The organism is Aestuariibacter sp. A3R04, from assembly GCF_018860805.1.
GTDB lineage: Bacteria > Pseudomonadota > Gammaproteobacteria > Enterobacterales > Alteromonadaceae > Alteromonas.
This window is the reverse complement of record NZ_JAHKQR010000001.1, coordinates 582,956-596,035: the sequence shown is the minus strand read 5'-3', so window position 1 is coordinate 596,035 and position 13,080 is coordinate 582,956. Positions and strand designations below refer to the sequence as shown.

Annotated in this window: 7 protein-coding genes and 1 pseudogene; 7 read left to right on the top strand and 1 reads right to left on the bottom strand. The window is 45.6% G+C overall.

The annotated features are described in order from the left end of the window. The first annotated feature begins 151 nt into the window (after positions 1 to 151). The 3 genes from KO518_RS02525 (at position 152) to KO518_RS02515 (ending at position 8,221) form a co-directional block, all read left to right on the top strand. Positions 152 to 679, top strand: a complete 528-nt coding sequence (locus KO518_RS02525) for an ester cyclase (RefSeq protein WP_216024221.1) — start codon at positions 152 to 154, stop codon at positions 677 to 679. A gap of 670 nt (positions 680 to 1,349) precedes the next feature. Then, on the top strand, positions 1,350 to 4,382 hold the full coding sequence (locus tag KO518_RS02520) for a TonB-dependent receptor (protein WP_216024220.1): 3,033 nt from the start codon (positions 1,350 to 1,352) through the stop codon (positions 4,380 to 4,382). A 188-nt stretch (positions 4,383 to 4,570) separates the two neighbouring features. Further along, positions 4,571 to 8,221: a VCBS domain-containing protein gene (locus KO518_RS02515; RefSeq protein ID WP_216024219.1), complete on the top strand. Its 3,651-nt coding sequence runs from the start codon at positions 4,571 to 4,573 to the stop codon at positions 8,219 to 8,221. A gap of 69 nt (positions 8,222 to 8,290) precedes the next feature. Here KO518_RS02515 and KO518_RS02510 read toward each other — a convergent pair whose 3' ends face one another. Next, a complete protein-coding gene (locus tag KO518_RS02510) occupies positions 8,291 to 9,337 on the bottom strand; it encodes a GGDEF domain-containing protein (protein ID WP_252735755.1) in 1,047 nt (348 codons plus the stop codon). A gap of 528 nt (positions 9,338 to 9,865) precedes the next feature. Here KO518_RS02510 and KO518_RS02505 point away from each other — a divergent pair. From KO518_RS02505 to KO518_RS02490, 4 genes and pseudogenes are all read left to right on the top strand, one after another. Further along, complete coding sequence (locus tag KO518_RS02505; protein WP_252735754.1) at positions 9,866 to 10,609, top strand: platelet-activating factor acetylhydrolase IB subunit; 744 nt, start codon at positions 9,866 to 9,868, stop codon at positions 10,607 to 10,609. 343 nt (positions 10,610 to 10,952) lie between these two features. Beyond that, positions 10,953 to 11,324 carry a hypothetical protein gene (locus KO518_RS02500; protein WP_252735752.1) on the top strand — a complete coding sequence of 124 codons (372 nt, stop codon included), beginning with the start codon at positions 10,953 to 10,955 and terminating at the stop codon, positions 11,322 to 11,324. 61 nt (positions 11,325 to 11,385) lie between these two features. Next, the gene (locus KO518_RS02495; RefSeq protein WP_216024405.1) at positions 11,386 to 12,192 is read left to right on the top strand and encodes a hypothetical protein; all 807 of its coding nucleotides are present in this window, start codon (positions 11,386 to 11,388) and stop codon (positions 12,190 to 12,192) included. 385 nt (positions 12,193 to 12,577) lie between these two features. After that, positions 12,578 to 12,986: pseudogene (locus KO518_RS02490) on the top strand (IS5 family transposase); the annotation flags it as partial. Between the last annotated feature and the right edge of the window lie 94 nt (positions 12,987 to 13,080).

Genomic DNA, 13,080 nt, shown 5'->3' with positions numbered 1-13,080 from the left:
ATGCAAAAATCAACAAACTGGGCAATCACCAATGTGATTAGCCCAGTTTTCTTTCTGTCGTTATACGTACACGCTCTTTCTCAGTATAACGCTAGCACGGCGTTCGAGCAGGATTCAACATGAAGTACTTATCACTTAACGGAGATATCAGATGAAAGGTTCTCGTCCAGAACAAGGTATTCTTACAAAAGACAACGACTTATCAAAAACGCAGGAAACCATCGATACAATTGATGCCATGGTTGATGGTTTAAACGACCATGATATAGACAATATGGGCCGCTTTTTCAGTGAGAATTTTCGCTGGATGGGCAATGCGGGTTGTGGCTTTAAACAAGGGTTGAAAGAGTTCCAAGACAACTGGCAGCGTCCGTTTCAAGCCGCTTTTTCTGACAAAGTTTGTATTGATGAAGCCCGTGTAACACAGGGTGAATGGTGTGCAGCATTTGGTCGTCAGGAAGCGGTTCACACCGGTACTTTTATGGGTATTGAGCCCACAGGTAAACGGGTAGAAATCCGCTACATGGACTTTTGGAAAGTGGTCGACGGAAAAATTGTAGATAACTGGGTTAACGTAGATTTTCCGTACATCATGCAGCAGTTAGGTGTTGATCCATTCAACGGTCACGGCTGGGAAAACCTCGATTCGGGTAAAATGCCCGTGCAAAACGGCGAGTAGTCGCTGCATGGAAATGAGCCGGAGACCCAGCGGATCCGGCTCGCTATAACCTTGTTCGAATACGTTCTCTTGCATAGCCTCCCTTGCAAATTCATTGAGCAACTGATGCAATTGAGTGTTTGATAAAGGTTCGCACAATAAAGCCTGTACTTTTTAGAACAGAAATGTCATTCCTTCAAAACTGCTGTTGACACGCGGCAGTTTGTCAATTCTACCCATAGCGCGATAACACTGCCGAGTATTAGCAATGCCAATCACAAAAGCAGCCATAAAGAAAATGCGCTGCGCTTCCTACTGACGTGCTATGCCGCTACCACACAAGTGTGGCCACTTGTTTTTCCCTGATATAACGGTTTGTCTGTTGGTTTAGCAAAATTTTCATTTTTGGGGCCACTTTAAGGAGCAGGTTAATTGCGCTGGGTTCACCGGTTGCACTCATGGTCTACAGACCATTTTGTAATTGCCCAACCAATACAGTCACATTAAGTAACCTATCAATCTTATTTGCCTAAAAACCCCCAAACATTGGTAAACCCTATTGGTAATGACGAAAACAACAATTGGTTGTTAATTTGGTCAGGTTTGTTTATATTATCCGCAACAATTGAATAACAACTAAATAACAGTAATACCATTAATTGCTCGCACTATTAACATCGGAGAAAATGATATGTCGGTGATATCAGGGAAACACAGGGGTTTGAGCTATCAGGAAGAGCACTTCAGACTTTCACCCGTTGCCAAATTGGTAAAAGCTGCTGCCATCGCTTCGGTAGCCAGTTCCATTGCTTTTACTGCAACAGCGCAAGAAGCCGAAAGTCAAACAACTGCAGATGACAATGTTGAGGTTATCGACGTTGTTGGCTCACGAAAAACGATTCAGGATCAAATTGCCATTAAGCGTGAATCTACAACAGTACTTGATGGCCTGTCAGCTGAAGATATTGGCGACCTTCCTGCACTGTCAATTGGTGAAGCACTGGAATCTATCACCGGCGCCTCCTCTCACCGTGAAAACGGTGGCGCAACTGAGATTACCATCCGTGGTTTAGGCCCATTTTTGAGTGCAACGCATATCAATGGTCGGGAAGCCACTAACGGCAGTGGTGACCGCTCTGTTAACTTCTCTCAATTTCCTTCCGAGCTCATGAAGAAAGTGGGCATCTATAAAACCCAGGATGCATCAATGATTGAAGGTGGTGTGGCAGGTGTTATCACCTTAGAAACATTGAAACCACTGGATTTTGGTAAGCAGCGTTTTCAGACTGAATTTAAGTTAAATGCCAACCCAGACGAGTTCAATGTTGATAATTCACTACATAGCGACCTGGGCTATCGGGGTACTGTCAGCTATGTTGACCAATTTGAGTTTGAAAGTGGTCAGGAGCTTGGTTTATCAATTGGTATTCAAAAGCAGGATATCAGTCAACCGGAAGCTGAATACCGCAGTTCCAGCCCAACGGGTTCTTCTCTGTGGGCTTGTTTGAATGATCCAACCAATAGCAATGAAGGTTTTTTCCGCAGCTCAGCCGGGGATTGTGAAGATCAGGTCGCCGGTAGCAACAACCAGGGTTATCAAAATAGCATTGACCCGGAAACCGGGCGTGCGCAAGACGCCGGTACTCCTTATGCCTGGACGGGTTCCAGCCGAAGCTTCCGTCAAAATGAAACATCTGACGAACGGGATGCACTATTCATCGGTTTGCAGTTTAGACCCTCAGACAGCTGGGACATCAACTTCGACGCCCAAATTTCTGACCGGGTGCAATCCGAGGCTCGTCACGATTTACTCTTCTTGCAAAAGCGCGTTACCCCAGGCGTAACCGGTGAAAATTTAATTACCAACTCAGTGGGCGGAATTTTGCATTGGGAAGGTGAAGAGCGTTTTGAGTCAGCCGGTGAGCAGTTCTCACGTGAAGAAAACTATCGTGGTTACGGGTTAAACATCGAGCATTCCTTTAGTGATGATTTGGTTATTGAGGCCGATTTCAGCTATTCCCAGACCAAACGTGAAGAATTGCAAATATCCAACCGCGGTCGTACCAGCGGACGCCCGTTTTTCTCCTGGGACATGGGAGAATATATCCCCAACCTGACAGTCACTGATTTTGATGTAACGGATATCTCCAACTTCACTGACAGCTTGCGTACTCGTTTAGACCGTGAAAATGTGCGTGAAAATGAAATTATGGGTGCAAGGCTGGATTTTGAATACTTCTTAGGTGGGGATACCTTTAGCAGCATTCAGGGTGGCGTCAGACGATCTGAGCTCACTTTTATTCAGTTCGGTGGAACCCAAGGGAATGGCTCAAGAAACGAATACAATTTAGATGAAAGTGTGACATCTGCCATTGATGTACTTGAAGGGTGCCAGATTGACTTCCCGGAAACTGAATTCTTGTCAAATGTCTCTGACGGCGACCTCATTACCCATGTGGACAGTGCAGGTAACGTGGTAAGCAGTGGCACAGGGTCTTCGTGGGCAACCTATGACAACGTTTGCTTCTCTAAAGCAGTGGCTGTATCTGAAGGTGCCGAGTTCGGTTACCCAGAGGTGGTATACGAGAATTCCGGTACAGTAGACGTGACGGAAAAAACCACCGCAGCGTACCTGATGGCAAGCTATGACACTGAAATGTTCGGTAAATTTATTCGTGGTAACTTCGGTGTTCGCGTAGTAGACACCGAAGTTACGTCTATCGGCTTTAGACAAGCCATTGAAATTACTGCTGATGAAAACGGCATACTCCAGCTATCCAGAAGCCCGGATAACATCGAACGCGTTGTCGGCGGCGGTGACTACACGGAAATCTTACCGAGTTTCAACCTGGTTGTAGACTACACCGATGACATCTTGTTAAGAGTGGGTATGTATCGTGGTATGTCACGAGCCGACCCATCGGATATGGGTTACAGCCGCGACTTCATTGAAGATCTGGGCGCCGACCCAACCACCATCAGCGACCTTTTAGTGGGCGTTAATGGCTCTGGTAATCCTGACCTTCAGCCGCTCATGTCGTGGAATTATGATGTGGCTGTTGAATGGTATCCCAATGAAGACTCTATTTTTGCATTCGGCTTGTATCACAAGCAGTTCAATGGTGGCTTCCAACAACAAACGCAATTGGAAACCTTCGTCGTAAATGGTGAAGACATCGCGCTACCCATCACCAATTCAGTGACAACCGACGATTCGAGCAGCCTGACTGGAATCGAAGTCTCTGTCGCCTACCGCTGGGAAAGTGGTATTGGCGTTAAATTGGGCTACAACTATGCAGACACTGACTTTGAGTTTGAAGACAGTAATTACGGTACTACGTTTGAGACTGATTTAGACGGCGTTACCACACAACTTACAGAAGGTATTGTGCCTCCTGGTTCTGTTCCTGGATTTTCTGAGCACGTATTTAGCGGCCAGATCTATTACCAGGTGGGTGATTTTGATACTGCGCTTATCTACAAATACCGTAGCGAATACTTCCAACCATACACAAGTAACGGCACACGGCTTCGTTTTGTTAACGACGTAGGTGTGTGGGAAGCCCGCGCATCTTACAAAATCAACAAACACGTTCGCGTGAAAGTAGAAGCCATCAACCTGTTTAGCGAACCTCGCTCTGATGACTTCTATGTACTTGGTAACACTGGCCAGGTTAGCGATTACGGCCCGCGCTTGTTCGCCGGTATCAGCTTTAAATATTAATGATGTGTAGCAGCGAATTTTTTTAATTCGACAAGAGTTAAAACAAACAATTTAAACATTTTGGATATGTCAAAAGTCACAACAACCCTTTTGGCATATCCACTCAGGTGTGCCGGATGTGCGTATTTGCCATCGCATTTAACAAGTAGAGCAACACTTGGGAACTGGAACTTTCAGGAGTAGAAAGCATGGTTAAAAAGTTACTTGTACCAGTCATAGCCGCAACGGCCTTAGTAGGGTGTGGAGGCGATGACGACGCGGAGTTGGACAGTAATAGTCGCGGAAGTATTACCATTTCGGGAGGCGAATTTATTGCTGGCGTTACGCTCACTGCAACAGCAAGCGATCCTGATGGCATTATCGCAGATACACTGACCTACGCGTGGTCTACTGGCGCTACTGGCTCATCTTACACCATTACCGAGGCCGACGAAGGTTCGGTAATTTCTGTATCGGCAAACTATACCGATGAAGCAGGCTTCACTGAAGGCGTTGGTGCATCAACCTCAACGGTTAATCCCACGCTTAATGTCACGGCCAAGGTTGTCAAAGGCCCGGTAAGTGGCGCAAGTTGTGAAATTTTTGCCATAGACGACAGTGGCGCAGCAGTAACACCGGCTCAGGCATCTTCAACAACCGATGAAACCGGAAGCGTTACTTTTACAGACGTACACTTTGAAGGAAACGGCCTGGTATCCTGTACAGGTGGAACCTATGTTGACGAAGCCACAGGCAACACCTTAGACGCTCCCGCAATGCGTTCCGTACTCAATGTAGTTGAAGGTGATGAAGATACACCGGCCCCCACCTATGTGATATCACCGTTAACTGAAATGGCGGTGCAAGGGGCAGGTTCAGACCTTAATACTTACGCTGATGTCGCAGCGGCCTATCACCTGCGTTTTGGTATTCGTTTTGACGCCACCGAGGTGCCGCCTACTGCTGTCGGTGTCACACCATTAGGTGCAGATGGCGCTGAAAATGCAGACAGATATGGTTCCGTACTCGCGCTTTTGTCTACCCTGGATGCCAACGATGCCGACAATGATATGGCTGCTCTACTGTCCGAACTCGCCGCCGATTTAGCAGATGGGACGTTCACTCAAGACAACCTTGATGCGCTCGAAATGGCGCAAATCAGCTTGCAAACTACCTCTGCTGTTGCGGGGGATGTGGACGAGTCATTGCTCGACCTCGTTGGTGCAGCCATTGGCTACAACAACACGCCAGTAGCCGCCATCATTGGTGGAACTTTGGAAGGTACGGTTGAAAATACGGCAACAGATCCACTGACCGGCATTGTAACGATTGATGACCCAAACTTCTTAGAAGATGCGGTTGTTGCACAAACTGACGTTGCTCTTGATTATGGTTCATTCAGCATTGCTGAAAATGGGGAATGGTCGTATACCGTTGACCTTACAAATGAAACCGTGGCCAACCTGGAAGTGGGCAACTCAGTGCGTGATTACGTTACCATTGAATCTGTTGATGGTACCACCGCCGAGATTGCAATTCGCGTGGCAGCATTAACCCAGGTTGTGAAGCTCTCGGATACGGGTAGTGATACTGGTGAAATCAGATTCAGCGTAGATAACTTGCGTCAGGGTAAACTAATGGCGTCTTTCTCGAAAGAAGAAGCCCTTGGTAGCGATGGCAACATTAAAGATGCCTATATCACCCTTTACGGTAGCTCAGGTAGTTCAAGTGAGTCTCTGATCGACTTGCGTATTCAGGGCAATCAAACCGACAGCACAGGTCTTCCTATTGAGCCTCGCTTCTTGGTTCGAAATACTGATAGCGATGCATACCCGGGTTCTATCATTACCGCGCCATTTGTTGAAGAACAGTTTTATGATGTAGAAATTACCTGGGACATGGACAATGCCGAACAGCTGACCGTGAGTATTAACGGTGAAGTCATCGGTGGCGGTTCGTTCTCAACGGCAGCAGTCGTTGATTCCGACTTTACAGATTTGGATCAATGGTTCGTCGATGGTGTTAAAACCGTTCAATTCAGATTTGGTGATAACGACAGAACCATTCCATTTGGTTCATTCTATGTTGACAACATTGCCGTATATTCAGATACAGATGGCACTACCGCCGTATTTGAAGATGACTTCGAAAGTTACGCGGTGGGCGAGACCCTGGACGGCGATACCAGCCAATACAGCCTGGCGATTTACTCTGAAGTTGTGGTATTTGATGTGGGTGATGGTGAAGCTGAGCCAACGCCTGCAGTCTTCTTTGACTTAAAAGGCGCCATAACAAGTGATGCGGTTGACCCGGTAACGGGTATAGTCAGTGTACTTGACCCGGATGCTGGCGAAGCATTCATTGTTCCTGCATCCACCGTGAGTACTTACGGTATGTTTACCATCATGGCGGACGGTTCATGGACTTACACCTTAGATACAGCGAACCCCACCATCGCAGCACTGGTAAGTGGCGATCGCGTAACAGACACCATCACCATATCCTCTGTTGATGGCACCACTGCCGAGGTTGATATTACCATATCAGGTGTGGGTGGTGACACAGGTGGTGCCAATAAAGTCGCCGTCATTAGAGATACGAGCGACAGTGACACCGGCGAATTACGGTATGCCCTTGGCGATGACGGCCCGCTTGCTGCTGGTAGAGTAACGGCTTCAGTTATGCGACTGGATGACGATTTCGGTGACGGCGATGCCTTTATCACGTTGTTCAACTCAGCAACCAACAACGATGGTGCCATCTTAGACCTGCGTATCAGAGACGACAGCTTCGGCGTACGCAGTCCTGGCGACGTGGATACCTCTGCAGCAACTGTCTTTTTAGATGAGTTCATGGATGTTGTTATCACCTGGGAATACCCGGAGGGTAATCTGGAAACTACACCACTGGTGACTGTTGAAATTGATGGTGTCAGCTTCACTGCAGAAGGCTTCACCCCAGATAACAACTCAACAGGCGGCGTTACTCATGTAGCCTTCAGATTTGGTGACAACAGCGGTGTAAGAGCGGACACAGGTACGTTTATCGTTGATGACCTGGTAATTTACTCAGACACCGATGGTACGACGGAAGTCTTCTCTGATGACTTTGAATCCTATCTTGATGGCGATTCACTGGATACTGACAACCCGGCCTCTGAGTACAACTCAAGCACCTCAGAAGCAACGGTAGAAACCATTGGTGAAGACGGTGGCCCGGGTACAGAAGGTAACAAGTTCGCCGAAATCCGCGACACAGATGCCTCAGATACGGGTGAACTAAGATATGCGCTGGGTGATGATGGCCCGTTAGCCCAAGGTCGATTTGAAGTGGCAATTAAACGTCTTGACGATGATTTGGGCGACGGTGATGCGTTTATCACACTGTTTAACTCAGCAACAAACAACGACGGCGCCATTTTGGACCTGCGTATCAGAGACGATAGCTTCGGCGTTCGCAGCCCAAGTGATGTAGATACCTCTGCTCCTACTGTCGTACTCGACCAGTTTATGAACGTAGTCGTGACATGGGAATACCCTGAAGGTAATCTGGAAGTGAACCCTCTGGTCACCGTTGAAGTTGACGGAGTAAAAATGACCACTGACGGGTTCACGCCAGACAACAACTCCGTAGGTGGTGTTACACACATCGCAGTGCGCTTTGGAGATAACAGCGGTACGAGACCTGACACGGGTGTGGTATCAGTGGATAACTTCACCATCTACTCAGATACCGATGGTACAACGCCAGTCTTTATGGATGATTTTGAGTCGTTTCTTGAGGGTGACTCGTTAGATACCGATAATGCCGCATCACTCTATAACTCCTCCACGTCTGAAGCTGTGGTTGGTGTAGAGTAAACTGCATATCAATACCATACAGAGGCGGGAAACCGCCTCTGAGGCACTTGGGTAAAGACCTAACTTCGTTTACGCCGCCACCACGCGATTTCTGCCGCCGGATTTTGCCTGATACAACGCTTTATCTGCCCTTCTCAACAGCTTATCTGGCTCATACACAGACGTGTTCGACACGGCAAGGCCAGCACTTACGCTTATTGAAAGGCCAGCTATTTTGGTGGAACAGATAGTTTCTCGAATGCGCTCAGCTAGCGCGAAAGCGTGTTCCTGGGTGGTGTCTTGCAGTAAAATCGCAAACTCTTCGCCGCCCCAACGAGCGACGACATCGCCGCTTCTCACTTGCGCCTGTAAGATTCGGGCCATACTTTTAAGTACTTCATCACCTTTGAGGTGTCCATAAGTATCGTTAATCTTTTTAAAGTGATCGACATCCACAAGCAATAGACACAACGCTGAATGCTGACCTTGCTTGAGCTCACAATCAAATTTTTCGCGGTTATACAGGCCTGTAAGACGATCTGTTTGCGCAAGCTCCGTCACTAAAGTGTTACGCTCTTGTAATTGCAAATAAGCTTGTGAGCGCGTTTTTTCATAGAACCGAAACAGTAAAACAATGACCGTGCAAGCTTCCACCACGTTTAAAAATGCCCCCATTCCCTGAGGCTTAGGAAAATCTACACCAACCTGCTGATAAACAATGTAAGCACAGAACATAAAGGCAAGCCCACTGTAAACGGTTCCCCATCTTCTACCTACAAGGAAATAGGTGATAGGCGGAATAACCAACATCCATACCACAGAATGAGAATATCCCTTCGTGAGGTAAACGAATAGACATATGGCCACGGTAACTGTCACAGCGATGCAGATGGAGGCAACTATGACGTTTCCCGTACTGCGAAACCACATATAAGCGAGAAAACTAATCCCACTGATAGCAGCATCGAACAGCGCCAAGTCATAGCTACTGAAAAATAGTACATTGATAACACAGAGTATTAGAGGCACTACACTGGCAATAAGCAGACAATGAAATACTAATACCACACGCCAGTAATCGCGATGCGTTATCGGAAACTGTGGAAATTCTTTATACCAAAAGCGTAATATTTTCATTTACTTGACCGACCTCAGACAGGCTGCTGATTGTAATAGAGTCAAGCTGTTGCGTCTATCGACTATCTTAGAAACCCGTTGACAACGCTTATTAAGCGAGGGCGAATTAGCAGCGTGATGCCGTACATCCAGTCAGCTATTTAACAGCCTACCCCGCAACAACATTTTGATTTTGCCGTATTAACACAGAACTTAAATCACACACGGGCCTATTCCAATAGTACAAGGTGAGTTTGAACATCATTCTCAGTATTGTAAAACTGGTGATGAGTAATAAACACACACAGTGCTTCTTCCACAAACTCAACCAACCCATGAGTCGCGTTGTAAAACACAAATTTATGGGGGCAAGTGTGTGCCTATGCGCCCCACTGACAGACAGAGTCTTGCAAGGCTTGACGGAAGCGATTGTTTTTTTGCGGGCAGAAAATTCACTCTATTTGTGACATGTTACAACTTGCGTTAACTTACAGAGCAAGGAATACTCGCGTTACGTTTAACACAATTTTTTAACAAATTGATAATCATATGAAATCAATCTTAAAACTCATGCTTTTATCTGGCTTTGCTTTTTCATCTTCAGTCTTTTCACATGACGAAACGGGAGTACAACCAATTTATAGCCTCACACCAGTGGAACAAACAGCTGACTGGGCAGTGCAATGGTGGAAACCAAGGCATCAGGAAAAACTCGAAGCCGCAAAAAATTCAGATGTCGAACTACTTATGTTAGGAGACTCCATCACCCATGGCTGGGAAAATGGTGGTTTACCCGTGTGGAACAAATACTTTAAAAACAGTAAGGCATTCAACCTAGGCTTTAGTGGTGACAGAACAGAACATGTGCTTTGGCGGATTGAAAATGGCGCGTTTGATAATTTATCACCGAAATTAACCGTCTTGATGATAGGCACCAATAACACTGGCCACAGAATGGATCCGGCAGAACACACAGCCGAGGGAATAAAAAAAATCGTCTCTGAAATTCGCAGCCGTATGCCTGAATCAAAAGTGCTTTTGCTTGGCATTTTTCCCCGAAACCTGTCTCCATTTAATGATATGCGTAAACGCAATGATCATATCAACAAGTTAATTTCTCAATTAGATGATGGAAAACATATCTATTATTTAAATATCAATCAGATCTTTTTAGATGATAAAGGCCAGGTAAAAGCCCGGTTGATGCCAGACTTGCTTCACCCAAATCAACAGGGCTATGAAGTTTGGGCGGAAGTGATGGCTCCCAGGATAAAACAACTGATGGCTGATTAAAGCAAGCTTCACAACGATGAATCGTTTAAAAGCACACGACGCCGAGCAATGCCTACAACTGTCGATAAATGCGTTTAGTATTTGAAAATGATTGTAGCGGCACCAGAAATCAAAAAAGCCCCGCATTTTCAGCAGGGCTTCCTGAGAAATGATGCCTCGACCCGGGATTGTAACGCGCGGCGCAGCCACAGGGACACGCGGATTTTCAATGCAATTAAGTCTGTCTCAGTTTAAGGGAAGTGGACAAATAGCGCTCACTTCAGCAGCAAATTCAAAATAATTAAAGGGTTGTAGATCTCTGCCAAGACTGTTGGGTGACGTCAACATGTTGGAGATATACAAGATGAAAACTAAGCTGCCTCATATTGGTATTTTTTGGGTCTACAAGTCGACGGTAATTGCAAAAGCAATGCCTTTGAATAGAGCAAAACCGGATAGCCTTTCACTTTATGACTGTGACTTTAGCCATCAAATGGAGTGGGAAGAGCATAGAATTTACCTTCCGTGTTTTCCTGAGCTCCTTGCTGTTGAATATCAAGAAATCAGCAGAGGCAGAGTGATTTACTCTGGAAACTCAAAATTTTTTAAGATATATGCAGACAGAAAAGTCGTAGAGAGCATTGAGTTTCAAACCTTGGTATGTGACAAGTTTAACCTTATACCGAGTCAATGCACTTGGAAGCTTGATAAGCATTACCGCATCTTTACTTCATAAAAACCTTGCGAAGAAGCTAAAAAGACGCTCAGTAGAGACTACGCAAGCAAACCATAGAGACGTGACGTTGAATATATTTGAAATAATAAACAATAGTATTTCTGACTTTGTAAAAAACCAGGACAATGAAGCACTCAAGCGAGGTACAGGCTCTTATTCGATACCGTTTAGAGGCTCTATCTTTGGAGAAATAGAGACAGCGAAAGTATTAAGTAAGCTCAAAACCGAATCAGTTGATGTAATTTGGTTAGGCTCAAACCCAAATGTTCCTGAATCGCTCGACGCCATTTTGACTCCTTCCTCCCCTTCCCACTATGAGGGTTTTGTGCAACAGGCGATGAACGATAACTTCAGCGAAGCATACGAAAATAGCGATGGTGTGAACGCCCCATTGTGGGATCCAATTAACAACCCAAATAACAAGTGGCAATTCTACTCTGAGATATTCAATAAGCAGTTTGGCGAACACAAAACGCTCATGGCTAACATAGTACTGTGGGGAAGTAAGGATTTTAAAAGCTTCACTTCTCAGTTGGCTAAATACGATAAAGCGCTTTTAGACAGAGCCATTCAATTTTCTTGCGAACTGAACAATCAGATAATCGAGTACTTTAAGCCAAAGGTTGTTCTTGTTCCTAAAAGCTTTAACAGCCCATCATCAAAGAATTGGCTGCTACACTCATCAAACTTAACGGACATACAAGATCACGAAGTGAGAGGTAAAGTAACATTCAGTTTTTCAGTAGGTACCCTGCAAAAAGACGATTTCAAAACAACGGTAATATCAGCACCCCACCCTTCATATACACCTAGAATTGGTCGTGAATATAGAGAGTCTGCGCAAAACGCCATTCTCTCTGTATTATAAAACTGCTAAGGCATATTAATTGACGCGTCTACAGCAAAGTGCTGCATGCGATATCTGGCAGCACTGTCGTAGTAGCTAAAGATCCACTTATTTGCGTGGTTAAGCTTTGAGATGAAGAAGGGCTAATTGCTTTGTGCCCAGATCTGAACTTCACAAAATCTTTAAAATTACTCACTAGCAGCCTCCTGAGCTTTTTTCTTTGAGCGGAAAAACTCCCTAAACATGGCCTCGAAGGTTTCGACGATCATATCGATGATTTTTTCTTTAACTGGGTCAGGGACTTTCCCCCAATAAATTAACTAGCCAGCTAAATATACTGGTCAACTAACCGAACATACTATGACCTCCAAAAATATAACGCCTCAAACACCGGCGCAGCTTTCCTGTGATGATGACGCAGGGAACACTGGTGGATGCCACGACTATTGAAGCGCCAAGTTCTACTAAAAATAAAAAGAATGAGCGTGACCCGGATATGCATCAGACAAAGAAAGGCAATGAATGGCATTTTGGTATGAAAGCCCATATCGGAGTAGATGCCCAAAGTGGCCTGACGCATACGCTTGTAACCACTGCCGCCAACGAACATGACCTGAATCAGTTGAAAAACCTGTTGCAACGGCGACGAGGAATTCATCTCTGGCGATGCTGATTATTAGGGCGCAGAGAAGCGGGAAGAGCTTAAAGATACGAATGCAGAATGGCTTATTGCCGAACGCCCCGGTAAAGTCCGGGCCCTGAAAAAACATCCCCGCAAAAACAAAATGGCCATCAAAATTGAATATCTGAAAGCACGCACACAAAAATTGTAAAATGTTGATGACTAACCTAAACACTTGGATTTGTAACCGGAGTTTTTATTAAGCGCGGATTCTTCAGGGTATTGGC